This is a genomic window from Thiobaca trueperi, from assembly GCF_004342175.1.
In the GTDB taxonomy this organism is placed as follows: Bacteria; Pseudomonadota; Gammaproteobacteria; order Chromatiales; family Chromatiaceae; genus Thiobaca; species Thiobaca trueperi.
Genome location: NZ_SMAO01000004.1, coordinates 188,390 through 209,277 on the forward strand (window position 1 = coordinate 188,390; position 20,888 = coordinate 209,277).

The 20,888-nt window shown below is 58.7% G+C and carries 20 protein-coding genes; 8 read left to right on the top strand and 12 right to left on the bottom strand.

What is annotated here, in order from left to right; all coding sequences use genetic code 11:
• Positions 1–237 precede the first annotated feature (237 nt).
• Positions 238–2,874 (bottom strand): hypothetical protein, encoded by a 2,637-nt coding sequence (locus EDC35_RS09050; protein ID WP_132976926.1) that lies wholly within the window; start codon positions 2,872–2,874, stop codon positions 238–240.
• Between the two features lie 556 nt (positions 2,875–3,430).
• Between EDC35_RS09050 and EDC35_RS09055 the strand changes: the two genes are divergently transcribed.
• From EDC35_RS09055 to EDC35_RS09065, 3 genes are all read left to right on the top strand, one after another.
• On the top strand, positions 3,431–6,589 hold the full coding sequence (locus EDC35_RS09055; RefSeq protein ID WP_132976927.1) for an O-linked N-acetylglucosamine transferase, SPINDLY family protein: 3,159 nt from the start codon (positions 3,431–3,433) through the stop codon (positions 6,587–6,589).
• A 106-nt stretch (positions 6,590–6,695) separates the two neighbouring features.
• Positions 6,696–7,904, top strand: coding sequence for a glycosyltransferase family 1 protein (locus tag EDC35_RS09060; RefSeq protein ID WP_132976928.1), 1,209 nt, complete (start codon positions 6,696–6,698; stop codon positions 7,902–7,904).
• A gap of 8 nt (positions 7,905–7,912) precedes the next feature.
• A complete protein-coding gene (locus tag EDC35_RS09065) occupies positions 7,913–8,716 on the top strand; it encodes an FkbM family methyltransferase (protein WP_132976929.1) in 804 nt (267 codons plus the stop codon).
• Positions 8,717–8,775: 59 nt separating this feature from the next.
• Here EDC35_RS09065 and EDC35_RS09070 read toward each other — a convergent pair whose 3' ends face one another.
• The 7 genes from EDC35_RS09070 to EDC35_RS09100 all read right to left on the bottom strand — a co-directional run bounded on the left by EDC35_RS09070 (position 8,776) and on the right by EDC35_RS09100 (position 12,918).
• Positions 8,776–9,570, bottom strand: a complete 795-nt coding sequence (locus tag EDC35_RS09070; protein ID WP_132976930.1) for a PP2C family protein-serine/threonine phosphatase — start codon at positions 9,568–9,570, stop codon at positions 8,776–8,778.
• Positions 9,571–9,613: 43 nt separating this feature from the next.
• Positions 9,614–10,348 (bottom strand): DsbC family protein, encoded by a 735-nt coding sequence (locus EDC35_RS09075; RefSeq protein ID WP_132976931.1) that lies wholly within the window; start codon positions 10,346–10,348, stop codon positions 9,614–9,616.
• Between the two features lie 13 nt (positions 10,349–10,361).
• Positions 10,362–10,844: a YajQ family cyclic di-GMP-binding protein gene (locus tag EDC35_RS09080; RefSeq protein ID WP_132976932.1), complete on the bottom strand. Its 483-nt coding sequence runs from the start codon at positions 10,842–10,844 to the stop codon at positions 10,362–10,364.
• A 77-nt stretch (positions 10,845–10,921) separates the two neighbouring features.
• Positions 10,922–11,818 carry a site-specific tyrosine recombinase XerD gene (gene xerD, locus EDC35_RS09085; RefSeq protein WP_132977169.1) on the bottom strand — a complete coding sequence of 299 codons (897 nt, stop codon included), beginning with the start codon at positions 11,816–11,818 and terminating at the stop codon, positions 10,922–10,924.
• Positions 11,819–11,831: 13 nt separating this feature from the next.
• A complete protein-coding gene (locus EDC35_RS09090; protein WP_132977170.1) occupies positions 11,832–12,329 on the bottom strand; it encodes a methylated-DNA--[protein]-cysteine S-methyltransferase in 498 nt (165 codons plus the stop codon).
• A 63-nt stretch (positions 12,330–12,392) separates the two neighbouring features.
• The gene (locus EDC35_RS09095) at positions 12,393–12,674 is read right to left on the bottom strand and encodes a type II toxin-antitoxin system RelE family toxin (protein ID WP_132976933.1); all 282 of its coding nucleotides are present in this window, start codon (positions 12,672–12,674) and stop codon (positions 12,393–12,395) included.
• Positions 12,664–12,918: a type II toxin-antitoxin system Phd/YefM family antitoxin gene (locus tag EDC35_RS09100; protein WP_132976934.1), complete on the bottom strand. Its 255-nt coding sequence runs from the start codon at positions 12,916–12,918 to the stop codon at positions 12,664–12,666. The genes EDC35_RS09095 and EDC35_RS09100 overlap by 11 nt, the downstream gene beginning before the upstream one ends.
• Before the next feature lie 234 nt (positions 12,919–13,152).
• Here EDC35_RS09100 and EDC35_RS09105 point away from each other — a divergent pair, with 234 nt between their 5' ends.
• Genes EDC35_RS09105 through EDC35_RS09115 form a run of 3 tightly spaced genes read left to right on the top strand, consistent with a single transcriptional unit; the run spans position 13,153 to position 16,879 of the window.
• Positions 13,153–14,415: a polysaccharide deacetylase family protein gene (locus EDC35_RS09105; RefSeq protein WP_132976935.1), complete on the top strand. Its 1,263-nt coding sequence runs from the start codon at positions 13,153–13,155 to the stop codon at positions 14,413–14,415.
• 39 nt (positions 14,416–14,454) lie between these two features.
• A complete protein-coding gene (locus EDC35_RS09110) occupies positions 14,455–15,339 on the top strand; it encodes a hypothetical protein (RefSeq protein WP_132976936.1) in 885 nt (294 codons plus the stop codon).
• A gap of 58 nt (positions 15,340–15,397) precedes the next feature.
• Positions 15,398–16,879: a glycogen synthase gene (locus EDC35_RS09115; protein ID WP_132977171.1), complete on the top strand. Its 1,482-nt coding sequence runs from the start codon at positions 15,398–15,400 to the stop codon at positions 16,877–16,879.
• A 33-nt stretch (positions 16,880–16,912) separates the two neighbouring features.
• Here the strand turns inward: EDC35_RS09115 and EDC35_RS09120 are convergent, their stop codons facing one another.
• Positions 16,913–17,281: a PilZ domain-containing protein gene (locus EDC35_RS09120; RefSeq protein WP_132976937.1), complete on the bottom strand. Its 369-nt coding sequence runs from the start codon at positions 17,279–17,281 to the stop codon at positions 16,913–16,915.
• Between the two features lie 221 nt (positions 17,282–17,502).
• Positions 17,503–17,862 (bottom strand): hypothetical protein, encoded by a 360-nt coding sequence (locus tag EDC35_RS09125; protein ID WP_132976938.1) that lies wholly within the window; start codon positions 17,860–17,862, stop codon positions 17,503–17,505.
• Between the two features lie 111 nt (positions 17,863–17,973).
• Between EDC35_RS09125 and folP the strand changes: the two genes are divergently transcribed.
• Together folP and mtgA are read left to right on the top strand one after the other, a co-directional pair.
• Positions 17,974–18,816 (top strand): dihydropteroate synthase, encoded by an 843-nt coding sequence (gene folP / locus EDC35_RS09130; protein ID WP_132976939.1) that lies wholly within the window; start codon positions 17,974–17,976, stop codon positions 18,814–18,816.
• A gap of 8 nt (positions 18,817–18,824) precedes the next feature.
• The gene (gene mtgA / locus EDC35_RS09135) at positions 18,825–19,535 is read left to right on the top strand and encodes a monofunctional biosynthetic peptidoglycan transglycosylase (protein WP_132976940.1); all 711 of its coding nucleotides are present in this window, start codon (positions 18,825–18,827) and stop codon (positions 19,533–19,535) included.
• A gap of 48 nt (positions 19,536–19,583) precedes the next feature.
• Here the strand turns inward: mtgA and EDC35_RS09140 are convergent, their stop codons facing one another.
• Complete coding sequence (locus tag EDC35_RS09140; protein WP_132976941.1) at positions 19,584–20,411, bottom strand: hypothetical protein; 828 nt, start codon at positions 20,409–20,411, stop codon at positions 19,584–19,586.
• Between the two features lie 44 nt (positions 20,412–20,455).
• Positions 20,456–20,791 carry a DMT family transporter gene (locus EDC35_RS09145; RefSeq protein WP_132976942.1) on the bottom strand — a complete coding sequence of 112 codons (336 nt, stop codon included), beginning with the start codon at positions 20,789–20,791 and terminating at the stop codon, positions 20,456–20,458.
• Between the last annotated feature and the right edge of the window lie 97 nt (positions 20,792–20,888).

The window sequence follows — 20,888 nt, forward strand, 5'->3', positions numbered from 1 at the left end:
GGGGCTTAAATCAACTTTGCGACTTTATTCGGCTTGCGGCTCGGGAATGCCGGCATCCTTGAGGGTGCGGACGAATTTCAGGGTATCGAAAGCGATGCTTGTCATGGTTTTCTCATTCTTTCAGCGCGCAAGACCCAAAGCAGCCGGTTTGCAGCGTGGCAAAATCAAGGTTGCGTGACAAACAAAAAAGCGACCAGGCCATTCAGCCTGGTCGCTTTGCATCCTTGCGGACTCAGATCATGACGAAGACGTGAGCATTGGCGAGACCGTCAGGAGATCCGTCTGCGGTTTGCCGGGCTCCTGCGGCTTCAGGACCGAAGCGAGCGCTGTTCCGGAGTGCGCGCCGAAGTCAGGGTTGCCTTGCATGAAGCTGGTAAGCGTCGTCGCCATACTCGCAACACTGGCGGCAAAGCGGGTTGGATCGGGCGCGTCGGTCAGCGAGCCGGTGGTGCCGGTCGGTGTTCCGGCGCCGCTTGCGAACTCGGCCATCGCCTGCACCATGCCGCCGACCTGGGTGCGCAGCACGTCTCCCGCCACCTGTACTCCGGCTTTCTCGACCGTGAACCAGACATCCGCCATCTCGTGCGTCTCACCATCCACCGTCTCGAAGCTGGAGACCAGACCCACCCAGTTGCCGTTGTTCATGACCGAGGTGGCCTGCGCATTCAGATCCATCTGCTTGATGCCAAGCTCGGCTAGACTCTTCAGCTCGCCCGCCTGACTCACGCCGTCCGAATTGCTGTCCTGCCAGACTTTCAGCTCGGACCAGGCAGCGTCTGCCGCCGTGATGGCGCCGTCCCCGTTGCTATCCAGCTCGCTCAATGCGGCGTAACCGTCGGTCGCCTTCTCGCCATTGGCCAGACGGGTGGCGGTGCCGAAGAGTTCGGTGCCATCGTCGATCTTGCCATTGGCGTTCAGATCGCGGACCAGCAGACCGTCATTGGCATCCACCCAGCCGTTGCGCAGAGTTGGGACATCCGGATCCAGCGCGAACTGCGTGCCCTGCGCAAGACTCAGCGTCTTGATGCCATCGCCGTTGAGGTCGAGAACCAGCGGCGAGATTTGGGCGGTGGTGGTTGTCAGCCATGTGACACCACTTGTTGTCAGCGCGCCCAACTGGTTCGTTGACAGACCCATGGTTTGCGCCTTACTCCACACATTCAACTGAGTGGATGACAGAACGGCCAGATCCGCCGTCTCTATCGCGCCAATCTGAGCAGCGGTTAACGCGCCCATTTGTGTGGCGGTCAAAAGAGCGGCCTGGGCGGTCGTCAAGGCCACGATCTGGCTGTTTTTCAGTGAGCCGATCTGGGTGAGACCGACAATATCACTTCCCAGCGCCTGGATCTGATTGTCACTCAATGCCTGAACAGTAGCCACAGAGAATGCGCCGATCTGGGTTGATGTCAGGGCGGCGATCTGACTGGTTGTCAGCCCTGGCAGCTTCTTGGCATCGATCTCCTGGATCTGCGCGCTCGTCAGAGCCTGAATCTGGCTGGTATTGAGCGCACCGACCTGAGTGTTGGACAGCAGCTTGAATTGTGTCTTGGCATCGAACGCGGCCAGATCCTGGGTTTCCAGCGCCGCAACCTGCGCAGTGCTCAGGAGCTTGATCAGCGGGGTGATGCCGGCAATCTGCGATATTTCCAGCGCCACGATCTGCGCGGTGGTCAGACCATCGACCTGGGTCTTGGTGAACCCCTTGAATTGTGCGGCGGTGAGTTGCTGCACATCGACGGTTTCCAGCGCCGCGATCTGGGTGGAGCTGAAGGATTTGATCGCCGCTGCGGCGAGTCCGCCGATCTGTCCGGTGGTGAAGGCCGCGATCTGGGCCGTGCTCAGACCGGCCACCTGATTCTTGGCGAAGGCGCCGAGCTGGGCGGTGGTAAGCGCCTGGATCTGGGATGTGCCCAGGGCGCCTGTCTGCGCGGAGGACAGCAGCTTGATTTGTGTCTTGGCATCGAACGCGGCCAGATCCTGGGTTTCCAGCGCCGCGACCTGTGACGTGCTCAGGAACTTGATCAGCGGGGTGATGCCGGCAATCTGCGACGTTTCCAGCGCCACGATCTGGTTGGTGGTCAGACCGGGTACCTGGGTCTTGGTGAATCCTTTGAATTGTGCGGCGGTGAGTTGCTGCACATCGACGGTTTCCAGCGCCGCGATCTGGGTGGAACTGAAGGATTTGATCGCCGCTGCGGCGAGTCCGCCGATCTGTCCGGTGGTGAAGGCCGCGATCTGGGCCGTGCTCAGACCGGCCACCTGATTCTTGGCGAAGGCGCCGAGCTGGGCGGTGGTAAGCGCCTGGATCTGGGATGTGCCCAGGGCGCCTGTCTGCGCGGAGGACAGCAGCTTGATTTGTGTCTTGGCATCGAACGCGGCCAGATCCTGGGTTTCCAGCGCCGCGACCTGTGACGTACTCAGGAGCTTGATCAGCGGGGTGATGCCGGCAATCTGCGACGTTTCCAGCGCCACGATCTGGCTGGTGGTCAGACCGGGTACCTGGGTCTTGGTGAATCCTTTGAATTGTGCGGCGGTGAGTTGCTGCACATCCTGAGTTTCCAGCGCCCCGATTTGGGTGGCGGTGAAGGATTTGATCGCCGCTGCGGCGAGTCCGCCGATCTGTCCGGTGGTGAAGGCCGCGATCTGGGTCGTGGTCAGACCGGCCACCTGATTCTTGGCGAAGGCGCCGAGCTGGGCGTTGGTGAGTGCCTGGATCTGGGATGTGCCCAGGGCGCCCGTCTGCGCGGCGGACAGCAGCTTGATTTGTGTTTTGGCATCGAACGTGGCCAGATCCTCGGTTTCCAGCGCCGCGACCTGGGTGGTGGTCAGAAGTTTAATGATTGGGGTGATCTCGGGAATTTGTGAGACGGTCAAGGCCACGATCTGGTTGGTTTGTAAGGCATCCACCTGGGTCTTGCCGAATGACTTGAACTGTGCTCCACCAAAATGTGGAATTTGCGCCGTGGTGAAGGCAGTCACTTGAACTGCGGATAGCGCCTTGACCTGCGTTGCCGTTAAGGCTTTGATTTCACTTTCGGTTAACGCGACGATGTCCGCAGTGCCTAAAGTGGTGATATCTGTGGTGGCTGTAATGCTCATTGTCGCGCCCTTCCTGCTGAATGTTCGTGTAAAGAATATATTTGGCACTTAAAATGCTTCCAGTTCAATCGTGCCGGTATCGCATATAAGATCGGTTGCCCGTGTCAAAACTTTAGGATAAATCGAACAAAAGATTCGACATATCGGCCAATCTGCAAACGGCGTCACAAAATTGCGCCAGGTATCAAACCCTGTCAGCCAAAGAGATTTTCTTTGCAAACGCCTGTTTGCGTGGCAGCGGCCCAAGCGCCTAGAATCGGGTCGCGTGTGGGTGTCGCCGTATTGTCGTCACCCCCGCGAACGGTCCCAACCAGATTCGGCCAAGCGAACCATGCCCGATTTGCGCATTCAGAGCATCCTACGCTGTCTCGCCGCCATCGCGCAGCATCACGGCCTGTCAGCCGATCCCGCGCAGCTGATCAAAGCGCATGACCTGGGAGCGCAGGAACCGGACACTGCACGGTTACAGACCCTCGCCACTGACATCGGCCTCGACGCCAGCCCCGGAACGCTCTCCTGGAAAAACCTTCTGACGCAGCAGAAGCGATTTCCGCTCCTGGCGCGTCTGACCGACGGCACCGGCCTGATCGTCGTCGGCGCCCGACACGGTGCTGTCGGCAAGGTCGCGGTTCTCGATCCGGCCGATAAACAGCCCAAGGTCCGCTGGCTTGGCCGACAACCCTTCTGCCGCCGCTGGCGAGGTGACGTGATGTTTCTGCAACCCCAGGCGGCACCTTCGCCGCATGACATCCTGATCCAGGGCATCGAATTCCAGCACCAAGGCCGGACGGATGAGGCCGCGCGCTTGTTCCAAGCGGTCTTGGCGGCTCACCCCAACCATCCCGCCGCGCTTTATTCGCTGGCCGTCATCGCCATGGATCGCGCCGACCCGGAGGAGGCGTTGCGTCTGACCGAAACGGGCGTTCTCGCCGCGCCGGACTTCGCGCCCATCTGGTTCGCCCATGCCACCGCTTTGCGTGCGCTCGGACGCCAGGAAGAGGCGCTCGCAAATTACGACAGGGCGCTTGAGATTCAACCCGACTATCTCGAAGCGCTGACCAACAGCGGCGTGCTGCTGCGGGAGCTCCTGCGTCACGGAGAGGCGCTTGAGCGTTTCAATCGCATCCTGACCATCGACCCCAATTCGACCACGGCGCTGGCGAACTGCGCCATTCTCCTGACCGAATTCAAGCAAAGCGAAGAAGCGATCAAACTGTTCGAGCGCCTGCTCGCACTCAATCCTGATTTCGATTACGGCCTGGGCCTGCTGTGTTACGAGCGCCTGCACATCTGCGACTGGACCGATTACGAGTCGCAGGCTGCCAGGATTATCGAAGGTCTTCGCGCCGGTCGCCGTGTCTGCAAAACCCTGGCCTTGATGGCGATTTGCGATTCCGCTGAGGATCATTTCCGGGCCGCCAGGATCTTTGCCGAAAGCTATTGCCCGCGTCAGCCCATTGCATTGTGGCAGGGCGAGCAATATAAGCATGACCGGATTCGTATCGCCTATGTCTCGGCTGATCTGCGCGAGCACCCCGTTGGCCATTTAATGGCGGGGGTTTTCGAACATCATGACAAATCTCGCTTCGAGACCATCGCCATTTCGGTCGGCATCGATGATCAGAGCCGACTGCGCGAGCGCATGGTCAAGGCATTCGATCATTTCATCGATGCCCGTCTGATGGGCAGCCGGCAGATCGCCGAAAAGATGCGCGAAATGGAAGTCGATATCGCGATCGATCTGTCCGGGTACACCGCCGACTCCCGCATTCATGTCTTCGCCTATCGTCCTGCACCGGTGCAGGTCGGCTATCTCGGCTATCCCGGCACTCTCGGCACCGATTACATGGATTACATCATCGCGGATCGGCATGTGATTCCAGAAGAACACCAGCCATTTTATAGCGAGCGTGTGCTTTACCTGCCCGAGAGCTATCTGCCAACCGACGATAGCATCCGGATTTCCGAACGCACTCCAACACGCGCCGAATGCGGATTGCCCGAAACCGGCTTTGTTTTCTGTTCGTTCAGTCACGATTACAAGATCACCCCGAGCATCTTTTCCGTCTGGATGCGTCTGCTCAATCAGGTGCCCGGCAGTGTTCTATGGCTGATGTCTCGCAACGAATTATCGCAGCGTAATCTGCGCAGTGAAGCCGGCCGGCATGGCGTCGACCCCGCGCGTCTGATCTTTGCCAGCCGCGTGCCACGGATCGAGGATCATCTCGCCCGCTACCGTCAGGCCGATCTCTTTCTCGACACGCATCCCTATAACGCTCATACCACTGCCGCTGATGCGCTCATGGCGGGTTTGCCGGTTGTGACTTATATGGGCAATGCCTTTCCGTCGCGTGTGGCGGGTAGCTTGCTGTATTCGGTTGGGCTGGGAAATCTTGTCGGTCAGTCTTTAGAGCAATATGAATCTCTGGCGCTTGAATTGGCCAACAATCCGGAAGAATTGCTCAGAATCAAAGTGCATTTAAAGGAAAGCAGGGAGGCGGGTCGCTTTTTCGATAGCGGGAAGTTTTGTTCCAATTTGGAGTTTTTGTTTTTGAGCCTGCTTTTTCGCGAAGCGGAAAATTTTAAATCGGTACCTTTTTTCAAATCTGATGCGCATTTGAATTTCGTTGTAATGACGCCTCCTTACAGTGAAAGGAGCGGCGGTTCTCTCGCGCTATGGAGATTGATCGAGGCATTGAAAAACAAAGGGCAGGCGGTGAAAGTTTGCCTGTTTTGCAGCTATTCTGATCAAACCATGACTATTTCCCCGGACGGAAAAAGCTGGTATTGCTGTCATGAAAGATCGTTGCCTGATTATTATTCGTCCGGCAAAGATAAACCTGTTTTCATTGTGCCGGAGGTTTTTTGTTCAAGATGGCTGGCGGGCATGAAAGTTGTTCGTTATTATTTGAACAGGCTTGGCGTGCTTGGCATTTTTCCGCGTGTTAATGACGACGAATTTAAGCTCTCTTTCTCGCCTCTTTTTGTTGGCGAGTCGGATTTTTTTTTGCCGCAATATAATGGGAAAATAAATTTGGAGTACGCAAGAAATCTGAAGATGGAGCCCAGGAAATTAAATTTGACTTATATCGGAAAGGGTGGTCTTTATGTCGATGACCCAAAGGTGTTTAGAGACAGCGTGCTGATGACTCGTTCATGGCCTGAAACTAGGGATGAGTATATTCATCTTCTGGAGAATACGAATTTTGTTTTTTCTTACGATGTGCTGACTGCCGTGCTTATGGAGTCCGTGCTGCTTGGTGCAATTCCCGTTATTCTTTGCTTTAAGCCTTTTTCAAGGGAGGAAATGCTTGATTCAGGCGCCGGCTTTCCTTTTTATGAAATTGTCAAGGATGAATATCGGCCTCAGGTTGATTTCGTTGAATTTTGCAGGAAACGCATGGCATATATAGAAAAACTGGATGAGATTGATCGATCTTTCGAGTTTAGAGTTTCGGGCTTGATTTCCTGTGTGAGAAGCTGGTTGTGACATGGTGAAAATTTACGGCGATTCAAGGCAGTCAGTCCCTTGTTGGTCTGAAATTTTACCCTCTTGCTCTGCGGATTGATTTCTGGACAACGGGACTGCTCTACTGATGCGGGCTTACATAGAAGAATCCAGCACGCCGATTTATCAGCGTATCGCTCATTCTCTGGGGCGTTATTTGGCGAGTTCCGGAATGGATGTTTTTACCGTTAAGCCAAAAGGATTTAACGCATCATCTTTTCAGGATTTTTTATCTGTTCAAGATGGCTCTTCGTTATATGTGTCAAACGGCGGGGCAAGCAATATCATTCAATCCAGAATTCCCGATAGAAAAGAATATTTTTTCGAGGTATTTCCGGGGAAATTGATTTTTCTCCACCAGGATAAAATTCTTAGTGGATTAAATTTTGTCGAAAACATATTGAAAATAATCGCTTGGAAAAATATCGCTTCCCGCTCATTTCATCTTTGCATCGAACCTAATGACTTGGTGGATTTAAAATCCGTTGGCATTTTTAACGCCGCGATTGTGCCACATGCGACGGAAATCGAGCCATCCGATCCATGCGAAAATTTCTTTGACTACAATGTTTCCTTTGTTGGTCATGTTGTTCCCAGTTCTTATCGCTCTTTATTCGACGAAAAAAGGATTCAGGATTTTATAGATAGGGCCCTTGAAATAAAGTGCGGTGATTTTGCTGCTTCTTTGCACGATCATGTGGGTTATTTTTCGAAATCTGCCGCTGAGATTTTGGGCGATAAAGAAGATCGGGAAATTATTCGAATCGCTTATTCGCAGTGGTTGCGCACGCAATTGAAAAACCAAAGTTTACAGTTCCGGGGATGGTTGCTTGAGCATGCGGATATTGGACGGTTGACTATTTTTGGAGGAGATCCTGCTTATCTTCATGGTGTTGATAGAGATATTAAAATTGATCGTCCTGGGATTTTTTATTCCCCGGCGACTCATGACTTGCAAAAAACAAAAGAAATTTTTCGTCAAAGCAGAATTAACATCAACATAACGTCCCTGCAATTTGATCATGCGGTTGTTAATCGCTTCCACGATGTCACGATGTCCGGCGGGCTTTGCTTGACTGAACCGCTTCCAGGGCTGTCTGAGCTCACATCTGCTTATGATGATATTTCGTTTCGGACGATTTCCGACCTTGAAGACCGCGTGAAGTATTTTTCACGCCCCGAAAATTTACGTCAGCGAACGGCGTTGATTAAGATGCTCCAGAAGGATATTAATCAAAACTCAGGATACCCAATGATTTTAAAGTTCATTCTTTCCGCCATCAAAAGCCTTGGCTGAGGTTGAAAATGGATCATCAAAAGCAAAAGTTGGTTCGCGCATTTGAAAGCCATCTTTCAGGTGATATTGAATCCGCTTATGATATTTATAAAGATGTGATGGTCGCGGATCCGGGTGGTATTTTTGCGCCCGTCCTGATCAATTTAATTCAAATGCAGTCTGTTCACTTGCGCTCGTCGAAGCTTGCCGCTCTTTTAAATCTTAAAAGGAACGGCTTTATGCCTGCAACGGTGATCGATGTAGGGGCGCAGGTGGGCACGCAACCTCTTTACGAAGCATTTCCCGAAGCTCATCACGTTATGCTGGAGCCTGTTCAGGAAAATGAATCGGTTCTTCAGGGTATCTGTCAGTCATTAAAAAGCGCAGAGTGCATGATGGTTGCCGTGACCAGCCGATCAGGAATGGTTTCGCTCAGCGTTACTGACAGTCTGCAGTATTCATCAATTGCTGAGCAGATTGGCGATCCGCTCAACAATCGTCTGGTTCAGGCTGTTTCGCTTAATGATTTATGCAATAGCGGGGGCTACAGCGGGCCATTCTTGATCAAGATTGATGTCGATGGCGTGGAAATTGAGGTTCTCAAAGGGGCATCGACGCTGATTAACCCGGAAAGCATATTTGTTGTTGAGGCGGCAATGCTGGTCGATCAACCTCGCTTTCCTAAAATTATCGACTTTTTTCGGCCTTATGGTTTTGTATTACATGATATTGTGGATCATCTTTACCGTCCATCAGACAGTGTGCTGTGGCAGGTTGATGTGGTTATGGTTCATGAAGATCATCCAGTCCGTCAAAAACATTATTATGTTTGAGACGGCATGTTGATAAAGCTCCGTTTGCGCCTTTGGATCCCAATTGCAGACTTTCAGCTTCAACCCCCCGATGCTGCAACCAATCGCTCGCCAACCCGAATCATCGCCAGGGTGATGTTGTCATTGCCGCCGCGCTCATTCGCCATGCGGATGAGCGCATCGGCGGCTGAGTCGAGCGAATTGCCGGCAACGGCCATCAGCACCTGACGCAGCCAGTCGTCGGGGATCATGCCGGTGAGTCCGTCGGTGCAGAAGAGATAGAGATCGCCGCTCGCCAGCTCGGTCACGTCCGAGGCGATGCCGACGGCGGGAGATGAACCGAGCGCGCGGGTCAGGATGTTTTCGCCGATGCCATAGCGTTTGGCGTCTTCGCGCGAGGCGAAAAAGCCCTGATCAATGACTTCCTGGATGAATGAGTGATCGCGCGAAAGCTGCTCGAACAACCCTTCGCGCAGGCGATAGATGCGCGAATCGCCGACATGGGCAAACGCCATCCAATCCCAGCCGATTGAACCCACAACGACCGTGGTGCCCATCCCGGTGCAACCGGTTCTTTCCTTGCTCTGACGCCAGATGCCGATATTGGCTTCTTCAACCGCTGCCTCGACGAACAGACGCGCTTTTTCCGGATCGCGGCGGGGAAGGGTGCGGCGCTGATAGCGTTCGGCGATGGTGTCGGCGGCCAGTCGGCTGGCGACATCACCAGCACTGGCGCCGCCCACACCGTCGGCGACCACCACCAGACCGCACTCAGGATGCACCGCAACCGCGTCTTCATTGCGCTTGCGCACGCGACCCTGATCGGTACGCCAGGCAAATTCCAACTCAAAGGCGGAGAGCGGATGAGCGGTCATGAGTCTCAATGCGTGGTGAAATGAGGAAAAATACTGGTTGCGCTCAATTTTTGGCCGTGCTGTTGAGCTGGGCCGCCAGCCGGCTGGGATCGACATAACCGGGGATGAGATCGCCGGATGCGGTCAGGATGGCCGGCGTGCCGCGCAGCCCGAGTTCAGCGGCGATGGCCATGTGGGCATCGACCGGGTTGGCGCAGGTTTTGGATTCGATCGGTTTGCCGGCCTTGGCGTCGGTCAGGGCGGCGCGCTGTGCGGTCGCATCGCCCGCACACCAGACCGAAACGGCCTCGTCATAAGCCGAGCTGTCTTTACCTGCGCGCGGGAAGAACAGATAGCGGACACGGATGCCTGCTTTGTTGTAGTCGGCGATCTGACCGTGGAGCTTGCGGCAATAGCCGCAGTCGATGTCAGTGAAGACGGTCACGGTGTATTTGGCGTCCGCCGGACCGAAGACGAGCATTTGATCCTCACCGATGCCATCGATCAGGGCCTTGCGTGCGGCGGCCAGACGCGGTTCGGTGAGATCCTCGCGGGTCTTGAGATCGACGATCCGCTCGCCGACGAAATAGCGACCGTCGCCCGTCACATACATGATCTGGGTGCCGGCCATGACCTCGTAGATGCCCTTGATCGGCGAGGGCTGGATCTGGCTGATCTTGATGTCGGGGATGACGCTTTCGAGCGCGGCGCGAATCGTTTCCTCTGGCTTGGCAGCCAGGGCCGCACCAGCGAGTGTGATGGATGCAGCAACCAGGGCAAAGGCGCGAATCATTTTCATGCGGATGGAATCTCTAGTCTCTGAAGTTGGTGAACTGTAACGGCAAGCCCCAGTCCTCGCCACGCAAATGCGCGATGGCCTCTTGGAGGTCGTCACGCTTTTTGCCGGTGACGCGCACCTGATCGCCCTGGATCTGGGACTGGACCTTGAGCTTGCTGGCCTTGATGAATTTGACCATGCGTTTGGCGGTCTCGGTATCGACGCCCTGCTTGAGTTTGATCTCCTGACGGGCGGCGTTGAGGGTGGAGACCGGATCGGCAGGGTCCAGGCAGGCGAGATCGACCTGACGTTTGACCAGTTTCTGACGCAGGATGTCCATCATCTGCTGCAGATGGAATTCCTGTTCGCCAACCATCAGAATCTTGTCGTCGCTCAGTTCAAAGCTGGCATCGACGCCCTTGAAATCGAAGCGGGTGCCGATCTCGCGACTGGCCTGATCGACCGCATTGCGCACTTCCTGGAGATCGATTTCGGAGACAACGTCGAACGATGGCATGGCTGAGAATCTCGCTTCATTCCGGGAAAGACGCTAAATATACATGCTTGCACTCGAATTTTCGCCCATTCCGCACATCATCCGCGCGGATGATGCCGTGCATGCAGTTGCTTGAGGCGCTCGCGCGCCACATGGGTGTAAATCTGCGTGGTCGACAGACTGCTGTGACCAAGCAGCATCTGCACCACCCGCAGATCGGCGCCATGATTGAGCAGGTGCGTCGCAAAGGCATGGCGTAATGTATGGGGCGACAGTGGTTTCATCACCCCGGCCTCGATGGCGTAACGCTTGATGAGGAGCCAGAACGCCTGGCGGGTCATGCAATCGCTGCGACCGGTCGGAAAAAGATAATCGCTGACGCGCCCGCCGAGCAGATCCTGACGCGGTCCCCGGACATAATCGCGCAGCCAGTCGCAGGCGTCCTCGCCCAGTGGCACCAGACGCTCTTTGCCACCCTTGCCGGCGATGCGCACCACGCCCTGAGTCAGGCTGACCTGGCTTGGCGTCAGGGTGACCAGCTCGGTCACGCGCAGACCGCTGGCATAGAGCACCTCCAGCATGGTGCGGTCGCGGTGTCCGCGCGTATCCCCGGTATCCGGCGCGCGCAGCAGCGCCTCGACCTCGGACTCGCTGAGACTCCTGGGCAATGGCCGACCCAGTTTGGGCATCGACACCCGCGCGCTCGGATCCTCCTGGATCAGGCGCTGGCGCAGAAAATACTGATAGAGCTGGCGCAGACAGGACAGCAGCCGCGCGGTCGAGCGTGGATTGCGTCCCTGCTGGGCGAGCAGGGCCAGATAGTCGAGCAGATCGCACCGCTCGGCGGCGATCAGACCGTGGCCGCGTTCGCGCAGGATCCAGACGGCAAAGGCGCGCAGATCGGATTGATAGGCCGCGAGCGTATTCTGACTCAGCCCCCGCTCCATCCAGAGCATGTCGGCAAAGCCTTCGATGACCGCCTGGTCGTCTTGCATCATGGCGAGTGGTTCAGTGATGGTCAGGGATCCGGACCCCTTCATGATGCAGCAGCCAGCGTTTGATGGCGAGCCGGGATCCGCTGGTGTCGCCCGAGAAGCCCCCCAGACCCTGCACCGCCACGACACGGTGACAGGGGACGACAATGGGGCAGGGATTGGCGCGGCAGGCCTGGCCCACCGCACGGGCGGCGCTGCCAAGGACGCGGGCGACCTCACCATAGGTGCGCGTCTCACCGGACGGGATGGTGCGCAGCACGGCCCAGACACGCTGCTGAAACGCCGTGCCGGACAGCGCCAGCGGCAGCTCGAAGCGGGCCGAGCCGTCGCTGAAATAAGCGTGCAGTTGACTGACGATCAGCACGGGCATGACGGACGCCGCATCCGGATCCGGCTCAGCGGAATCCTGGAGGGCGGACTCCGCCGGATTCAGATCGATCCCGGTCAGGGTCTCTTGGTGCCAGTGGACGCGGATTGAACCGAAGGGGGCGGTAAGCGAAAGGGCGTGCATTGTGGGTGCCTTCAAGCTGTGGGTTTGAGTCTGGGTTACAACCAACCGCCCGGCATCGCTCGTCTACCGTTTCATGGCGATCTGATAGACCGTATTGCGTTCGCGCTTTCCCACCGCGACGACGAGGATGATCAGTTCGGCATCCCGAACTTCATAGACCAGTCGGTAGCCCACCGTTCGCAGTTTGATTTTATAGCGGTCGGAGCGTCCTGCAAGCTGCGCTGCCGGGACGCGCGGGTTGAGCAGGCGTTCGGCGAGCCTCTTCTTGAATTGGGTTCGCACCGAGGTGTCCAGTTTGCTCCATTCCTTCAGCGCCTCTGGATGAAAGGCCAGTTCATAGCTCATCCAATGACACCTTGAGCGGTGCCTGTCCGTCCGCGAGGCGGGTATCGGCCAGCGCATTCAATTCCAGGTCTTCCAATCGATCCATCAGCGCCTCGTAGGCATGTGCCGGCACGCAGTAGAACGCGGGCTCGTTGCGGTTGAGGATGACGACCGGGAAGCCCTCGCCAGCCGCCACGGTCCCCATGGGGTTTCGCTTCAATTCGGACACGCTGGCGGTCACTTCCGCCAGGATGAGATGGGCCATGGTGATCTCCAGTCGCTAAAGAGCACTCAGAATAACATTCGCAATCGGTCTTTGTGAGGTCGGCAGGCATGGCCGGATTGTTTAATATTGTTCATTGGTTTAGTTTTATCCAAACCGGCAAGAGGCGCGCGTGAGTGTGGCGCGCGCCTTTTCAGGTTGCGACAGGCGACAGGGAGATGATGCCTCCCGTTGCCTTGCATCGGCTGCGCGGTGTCAGCGTCTTTGTGAGGATCCATGACTGAGACCACCATCCATCATGCGCTCGGGCTGCACATGCACCAGCCTCCGGGAAATCTGCGTCTCCTGATCGATGCCAATCCCGAGGAAGCGGAAGCCATCATGCGCTGCTATGAGCGGCCTGCCCGTTACGCCCTGCTGTATCGGGATGTGGCGCGACTGCATGTCGGCTTCTCCGGTGTCCTGCTGGAGCAGTTCCTGGATCCGGAGGTCATCGACCGCTATCGCCATATCATCGACATTCCGGCGATGCTCAACCAATATTGCGAAGCTGATAATATCGAACTGGTCGGCATGGGCTATTACCACCCGATCTTCCCGCTGATCCCGCGCGCCGACTGGCCGGAGCAGCTTGAACGCGGACGTGCCATCATGGAGCGGGTCTTCGGACGCGCCCCGCGCGGCTTCTGGCCGCCCGAGATGGCCTTCAGCATGGAGATGATTCCGGCGCTGATCCAGACCGGTTACGAATATGCCGTGGTCGATGGGGTGCATGTGCGTCCGCAGGATGGCATCAGCGATATCTTCCGGCCCTATGTCGTCTGTCGCGACGGTGTCTGTCTCAATGTCGTGCCACGGGATCGCGAACTGTCCAGCGCCCAGCAGAGCGGTCTGCATCCTGACTGGTTTCGGAATGAAGTCTGCGCCCGCGCCGCCGCTTCGCCGCGACCCTACGAAGACCGTCTGGTGACGACCTGGACTGACGGCGAGAACGGCGGCTGGTTTCGTCAGATGCATGAGCCATCCGGCTTTTTCGGTCACTTTTTCGCGCCCTGCATGGAGCAGGTCCGGGCAGGCGACTCGCCGGTCAGGCCGGTGTGTCTGAGTCAGTATCTGGCCCAGGTGCGACCCCAGGCGCAGGCGCAGGTGCAGAGCGGCGCCTGGAATGTCGGTTCCAACTCTGGTGAAGAGTTATCCCAATGGACCGGCAGCGCGCATCAGAACGAGGCGCTCGCCGCCGTGCAGCGACTCAGCGAGCGCTATTGGGAACTGTGCCGCTGCCAGTCGGATGTTTACGGGCTTGCCAGCGCGGCCATGTTCCGCGCGCGGCGCCTGATCCTAGAGGCCGAGACCAGTTGTTTCCTCTTCTGGGGCGAGGCCTGGATGCCCTATCTCCAGGCCCGCACCGGGTCGGCTGAGACCGCTTTGAGCGAGGTCGAGGATGCCTTGAAGGAGCAGTCTGACAGCGCGACTGCTGGGACGGGTGCGCCGCCAGCGGATGTCACGATAGCGGCGCCTTTCGACGCGCCTCATGATTGACCCGGAATGGAATCCTGCCGTCTTGTTCAACCGGGTGACATGACCTTTGCCCGCCACGCGGAGCAGACTCCGCCAACCCCCGATCTGGCGCCACCGACATCGCCGCTCACGCCGGTTTTTCCGCTCTCGATCCCGGATACCCGCGTGGTTCTCCATGATGGCGCGCCGGGAGAAGTGCGGGCGCGCTGGTTTCTGCGTGCCAGCGATGTCATCGGCATCGGCGGCGATTTTCCAGCCGCTGGCGGACAACCGCAGCCAGTCCTGCGTCTGTTGCGGCTGGACGAGGATGGCGCTGCCGAGCCGGTCGCCACCGTTCGGCTGCGACTCGCCGGACGGGGCGGGACCGGGCAGAGCGGCTTTCAGGTCGGGCGGGAAGGTGCGCGTTTCGCGGCCGAGCTGGGTCTCGTCAATGAGGATGGCGGCTGGCTGCTGCTGGCGCGGTCCAACCGGTTCCAGCATGCCCCCGGCATCGGGCTGGCGTTTCCGGCGCATGCCACCGGTGACGGTGTGCAGGAGGCGGTTCGATTTGACGAGACCCGGCCATCCGCGCCGATCCTGTCCGCGACGCATCAATCGCTGGCATCGGTGGCAGCCGATCCAGTCTGTCTGGTCACGGCGGGCGGGACGGCAGCGCCTTCCATCGATAGCGATGCGATGATGCGGCGGCTGGATCGGCAATCGACGATCCCGACCCTGATCTACGGTCAGCCGGTCGTTCCGGCGGCTGGGCTTCTGATCGAGGCCGAACTGCGCATCCAGGGTTGGGCCGCGCCCAATACCCGGATCGATCTCTTTGGTCATCCCTATTTTGTCGGCCCTGGAGGACGCTTTCAGTTCGTGCTCAAGGTGGATGACCCGGCCCTGTTGCGACAGGCGCTGGCGCTCCATCCACCTGATGAACTGTTTTCTCCACGCGACGACTGACCCCGCCCGCGATGTCGGCGCGAATGTTGTAAAACTGCCCACTGCGAAACCGATGCCTCTGTCAATCGTCATGATCAGCGCCGAATGTGCGCCCATCGCCAAGGCGGGCGGTCTGGGCGATTTCGTGCAGGGTCTGTCACATGATCTGATCGCCCGGGGCGAGACCCTTGAGGTCTTGCTGCCGTATTACGACACCCTGCCTCTGGATCGCATCGCCGGTCTGCGCGTGGTTCATCCTGACCTGCGCGTGCCCTTTCATGATCACTGGCTGACCTGCCGCGTGCTGGCCGGCACGGTGGACGGCATCGATTGCGGCTTCATCGATCCGCAATCCGAGCAGCGATTCTTCCAGCGTGGTCGGATCTATGGCGAGACGGATGACCCTGAACGCTTTGCCGTCTTTGCGTGCGCGGTGCTGGAGTTCATCCTGCAATCGGGTCGGCAGCCGGACATTCTGCACTGTCACGACTGGCAGACCGGACTGATTCCGGTCCTGCTGCGCGAGCGCTATCGGGCGCGGGGTTTTCCCGACAGCCGGGTCTGCTACACCCTGCACAATGTCGGTTATCAGGGTGTGGTCGATGTGTCGATTCTGCGGCAGGTCGGGCTGGATCCGGCGCGGCTCATGCTGCCGGAGCGGCTGCTCCACGCAGGCGACGGGCGCATGGCGAATCTGATGCGCGGTGGGATTGTCGATGCGGATGTCGTCAACACCGTCTCGCCCCGTTACGCCTGGGAGATCCAGAACACCGAGCAGGGTATGGGGCTGGAGTCGCTGTTGAAGACTCACGCCAGCAAGTTCGGGGGCGTCTTGAATGGAATCGACGAGAGTGTCTGGGATCCCGAGATCGACCCGCTGATCCCCGCGCACTTCGGGCCGGACAGGCTGCCGCGCAAGGCGGCCAATCGTCAGGCGCTGCGCGTGCGTCTGGGTTTGCAGGAGACGGAGAAGCCGATCCTGGCCGTGGTCAGCCGTCTGGATCATCAGAAAGGGGTGACGCTCATCCTGCATGGCATCCGTTATGCCCTGGCGCAGGGCGCTCAGGTGGCGCTGCTGGGTGCGGCGCTCGATCCCGAGATCGACGGGCAGTTTCGGCGGTTACAACAGGAAACAGCGACCAACCCGGACTGTCGGCTGGAGCTGACCTACGACGAGAGGCTGGCACATCTGATTTATGCCGGCGCGGACCTGATCCTCATTCCGAGCCTGTATGAGCCCTGCGGTCTGGCGCAGATGATCGCGATGAAATACGGCGTGGTGCCCATCGTGCGGCGGGTCGGCGGTCTGGCGGATACCGTCTTCGACGCCAATTACTCAACCCGGCCCTTCGCGGTTCGCAATGGCTATGTTTTCGACGAGCCGACCCCGGACGGGCTGGAAAGCGCCATGAGCCGCGCCATCGACTTATGGCGGCGTTTTCCGGAGTATTTCAGCCAGCTACGGCTCAATGGGATGCGCGCCGATCATTCCTGGACCCGCTCGGGTCAGTTGTATCGCGACCTCTATGTGCACCTGGGAACATGTAAAAAGAGCAGTTGAACCGCAAGGGCGCAAAGATCATAAATTTGCGGTTCAGGCCGCCGGAGGCTGCATCAGGGCGCGGAGGCTGGTCAGGGCGGTATCGCCGACATCCGAAAACTCGATGCCGACACACCATCGATCATCCGAATTTGTCGGCGAGACCCAGGCCACCGAGCCGACCGCCTGAATGCCTTCCGGGATCTCGGGTGCGTCCAGTTCAAGCAGCAGTCTCGACTTGACCGCGAACAGGCGATCGCTCCAGACTTGGATCCCGCCTTCGCTGATGTCCCGTCCCATCGCATGCCGGATGCCGGGCGTGGGCATGCTCAATTCGAGCGAGAGTGGCAGGAGGCGTGCCTGACAGGCCCATGACATCCGTTCGCACATCCGCCGTTCGTCTGCTTTCGTGTCCGCCATCATCGAAGTCTCCCCCTTGTTGTGGTTTGCAAAGCATTGATGGGATATGAGTATAGACCGGGTCGATCATTTGGCCTGATAAAGGGCGGTGAGACCCCGGCCGCCAGCGATCAGGTTGATGCCAAAAGCTGGCAGATCAAGGCTGGAAGCGCTTTAAACCGCGCCCGGTGCTTGAGGATTGAGTCGGCCTTGGCAGAATCGATGACCGTTCGCGCGGACGCGGTTTAGCCCGAAAAAATCATGCAATTGGCGGTCAAACGCAGACGCTTGATCTGTCGCGACCGCATGTTGACGATCAGACTGCATTCGTTCAAACCAATCGTATATTCGATCAGATATTCGCCCGGATCGAGTTGCAGGGTATAGCTCTGGTTGCGACCAAGCCGATAGAGATCGGCCTGATCAAGCCGGATATGAAAGGGCACCCCCAGACCGACCAGCGAGCCGTCACGGGTTAAGGTCAGGGTACCGGCTTCGGTGGGCCGCTGGACCTGAGGCGCGGTGCCGATCTTGCCGGAGGCGCACCCGGCGACCAGTGCGGTCGCAAGCAGTGCAGCAATGCAGATCAGGGGTTTCCGGGGCATGGCGATGGCTCTCGATTGGCTCTGGATGGTGAATGACCGGTCTTGAAGGCCCGGATCATGCCTCTTAATTTCATTGGGCGTCAAAGTCGCCCGGCATTTGGCCCGCAGCACATGAACAAGGCTTCGTCAGATCCCACGCACCCCCGCATCATGGGGATCCTGAATCTCACCCCGGACAGCTTCTCGGACGGCGGTCGGTATCTCGATCTGGATGCCGCCATCGCCCAGGGTCTGCGCCTGCTGGACCAGGGCGCGGCCATTATCGATATTGGCGGCGAATCGACCCGGCCCGGCTCGCAGCCCGTAACGGCAGCGGAACAGGCGCGGCGTGTCATCGAGCCGATCCGCCGTCTGCGCGAGCGGATCCCCCCCGAGATCCTCATGAGCATCGACACCACGCTGGCCCCGGTCGCCCGCGCCGCGCTGGATGCGGGCGCGAACTGGATCAACGACACCTCGGCGGGCGAGGACGACCCCGACATGCTGCCGCTGGCGGCGGAACGCAATGTCCCCATCGTGCTCATGCACCGTCAGGGACGGCCCGTGCAGATGCAGGCCAATCCGCACTATGACGATGTGGTCGGCGAGGTTCGCGCGGCGCTGCTGGCGCGGGTCGATGCCGCGCTGGCCGCCGGGGTCCGCGAGGACCGGATCCTGCTCGATCCGGGGATCGGCTTTGGCAAGCTGCTGGAACATAATCTGGCCCTGCTGGCCGGACTGGAGCAACTGGTCGCGCTGGGTTTTCCGGTCCTGCTGGGCGCCAGCCGCAAGCGTTTCATGGCGACGCTCTGTAACGAACCGGACCCCGCCGCGCTCATGCCCGCGACCTGCGCGACCACGGCCCTCGGCGTCATGGCCGGCGTCCAGGTCTTCCGCGTGCATGATGTGGCCGGTAACCGTCAGGCGGCGGAGATCGCCTGGGCGGTGCGTCAGGCGGGCAAACCGGAGACGTGAAAAGCCGCATGAAAATCGGGAATCGGCTGCGCGCCGCCATGAAATGGATTCTGCTCGGCGTAGCGGGCTTCATGCTCCTGTCCGCGCTGGCGGTGCTGCTCCTGCGCTGGGTCAATCCGCCGACCTCGGCGGTCATGCTGGGGCAGCACATCGCCGCGCTCTGGCAGGACGATGCACCGCGCACGCTTCATCACGAATGGGTCGATTGGAGCCTGATTCCGCCGCCGGTGGCACTGGCCGTGATTGCCGCCGAGGATCAGCGTTTTCCGCAGCACGCCGGATTCGACATGGTGGAGTTGCGCAACGCCTGGTCGGCCTTCCAGAATGGAAGACGGCTGCGCGGAGCCAGCACCATCAGCCAGCAGACGGCGAAGAATCTCTTTCTCTGGTCGGGGCGCGATTATCTGCGCAAGGGACTGGAAGCCTGGTTCACGGTGCTGATCGAGGCGCTGTGGCCCAAGCAGCGGATCCTGGAGGTCTATCTCAACATCGCCCAATTTGGCCCCGATACCTATGGCGTCGGCGCCGCCAGTTGGCGTTATCTCGACCGGCCCATCTTTGCCCTTGGCAATCGGGAGGCGGCGCTGCTCGCCGCCGTGCTGCCGAATCCGCACCGCTATCGACTGGATCCCCCGTCCGCCAGCGTGCAACGCCGCGCCGAGCGGATCCGGGGCCAGATGCGCCAACTGGGCGGGACGGCCTATCTGGAGCGACTGTAGCCGACGTCCCAGCGGATGTTCATGACCACCGAGCCCACGATACCACGGTCAAGGCAGGAACCAGGAGAGACCGAACTTGAGCTGCCAGTCCGCCCCACCTTCCGGCTTGGCGACAAGTTTGTAGGCCCCCAGGTTCAGGTCGAGGGCGTGACCATTGCCGCCGATAGGAAAAGTCCGGCCCACGACGAGGCCCAGTGGGACTTGCCAGCGATCGCCGGAGTCTGCTTTCCAACTGTACGTCGTCGTGTTGCTGTAGCCAACGTAGGCGCCGGGGATCGCCTTGAGGTTGTAGTAGATCATCGGCTGAAACGAAGTCACGTTGTAGTTCTCCTCGCCCCAGTGGTGGTTGATGAGCGCACCATAGGAGAACTCGCCGACTGCCCCGAAAAACACGCCTGAAATCCCGCCGCCCCAGCCTGGTCCGCCGACGCGATCGGAGGTTCGGGTCCTGAGCGAAACCTGCGGACCGATACCCCATTTGATGCCGTCATCGGTTTTTGGCGACCAGAACGCCTGGAGAAAGGTATCGCTCAGTCCCCATTCCGTTCCGCGATCCTGGATCGGCGCATCGCCCAGCCGGGGAAGCGCTGCACCGACAGGAGCGCCGACAATCGGAATCACTGATCGCAAGATCAGGTTGTAGGGTCTGTCGCCGGTCGGAATGGAGTAAACCGGCTGGACCTGGAAGCCGTAGGCGGTTTCGTGGTCTGCGGTCCCAAAGCCGATGGTGTTGTCCGTCATGATCGCCTTGGTATCCGCGAGGGGGTCTTGCGCCTTGCGCGCAAGCTCCTCGGCGGATGGACCATTCGCGACAGCCGGCGAGACAGCGACGGCGGAGCCGAGCAGCAGCGCGGCGACAAGTCTTTGTGGGTGCATTCTGCCTCGTCTCCTGTTGGGAGTGGAATGACAGGGTGAGCGGCTTATGGGTGGGACACGGTCGTCGAAAATAGATTGAGGACGATGACCCCGGCCATGATGAGAGAGATGCCGAGGATTCCTGGAAGGTCGAGTGACTGTCCGAAGAGAACCCATGAAATCAGCGCGATGAGGGCAACTCCGACTCCCGACCAGATTGCGTAGGCCACTCCAATCGGCATTGTCCTCAGCGTGAGTGAGAGAAAGTAGAAAGAAACCGCATAACCGACAGCAACAGTCACTGATGGCCATAAACGGGAGAACCCCTCCGCTGCCTTTAGAGCAGAAGTCCCGATCACCTCGCTGACAATTGCGACGGAAAGAAAGATCCACTGATTCATACCATGATCCTCAGCCTAGACAGGCCCACTGAAAAGACCGGGGTCCGGCTCGTTAAGCATTTTCACTGCAACCGAAGGTCTTGACGATTGGTGATTG

Coding starts and splice junctions, on each gene's coding strand:
- EDC35_RS09100 (WP_132976934.1), bottom strand. CDS start 12,918: ATGGCCCATCTCATCCTGGCGGAAGTGACCGCCAGCGTGTCCGAATTG.
- EDC35_RS09065 (WP_132976929.1), top strand. CDS start 7,913: ATGGATCATCAAAAGCAAAAGTTGGTTCGCGCATTTGAAAGCCATCTT.
- EDC35_RS09080 (WP_132976932.1), bottom strand. CDS start 10,844: ATGCCATCGTTCGACGTTGTCTCCGAAATCGATCTCCAGGAAGTGCGC.
- EDC35_RS09145 (WP_132976942.1), bottom strand. CDS start 20,791: ATGAATCAGTGGATCTTTCTTTCCGTCGCAATTGTCAGCGAGGTGATC.
- EDC35_RS09125 (WP_132976938.1), bottom strand. CDS start 17,862: ATGCCCCGGAAACCCCTGATCTGCATTGCTGCACTGCTTGCGACCGCA.
- EDC35_RS09120 (WP_132976937.1), bottom strand. CDS start 17,281: ATGATGGCGGACACGAAAGCAGACGAACGGCGGATGTGCGAACGGATG.
- folP (WP_132976939.1), top strand. CDS start 17,974: ATGAACAAGGCTTCGTCAGATCCCACGCACCCCCGCATCATGGGGATC.
- xerD (WP_132977169.1), bottom strand. CDS start 11,818: ATGCAAGACGACCAGGCGGTCATCGAAGGCTTTGCCGACATGCTCTGG.
- EDC35_RS09060 (WP_132976928.1), top strand. CDS start 6,696: ATGCGGGCTTACATAGAAGAATCCAGCACGCCGATTTATCAGCGTATC.
- EDC35_RS09090 (WP_132977170.1), bottom strand. CDS start 12,329: ATGCACGCCCTTTCGCTTACCGCCCCCTTCGGTTCAATCCGCGTCCAC.
- EDC35_RS09075 (WP_132976931.1), bottom strand. CDS start 10,348: ATGAAAATGATTCGCGCCTTTGCCCTGGTTGCTGCATCCATCACACTC.
- EDC35_RS09110 (WP_132976936.1), top strand. CDS start 14,455: ATGACCTTTGCCCGCCACGCGGAGCAGACTCCGCCAACCCCCGATCTG.
- EDC35_RS09095 (WP_132976933.1), bottom strand. CDS start 12,674: ATGAGCTATGAACTGGCCTTTCATCCAGAGGCGCTGAAGGAATGGAGC.
- EDC35_RS09105 (WP_132976935.1), top strand. CDS start 13,153: ATGACTGAGACCACCATCCATCATGCGCTCGGGCTGCACATGCACCAG.
- EDC35_RS09070 (WP_132976930.1), bottom strand. CDS start 9,570: ATGACCGCTCATCCGCTCTCCGCCTTTGAGTTGGAATTTGCCTGGCGT.
- EDC35_RS09140 (WP_132976941.1), bottom strand. CDS start 20,411: ATGCACCCACAAAGACTTGTCGCCGCGCTGCTGCTCGGCTCCGCCGTC.
- mtgA (WP_132976940.1), top strand. CDS start 18,825: ATGAAAATCGGGAATCGGCTGCGCGCCGCCATGAAATGGATTCTGCTC.
- EDC35_RS09055 (WP_132976927.1), top strand. CDS start 3,431: ATGCCCGATTTGCGCATTCAGAGCATCCTACGCTGTCTCGCCGCCATC.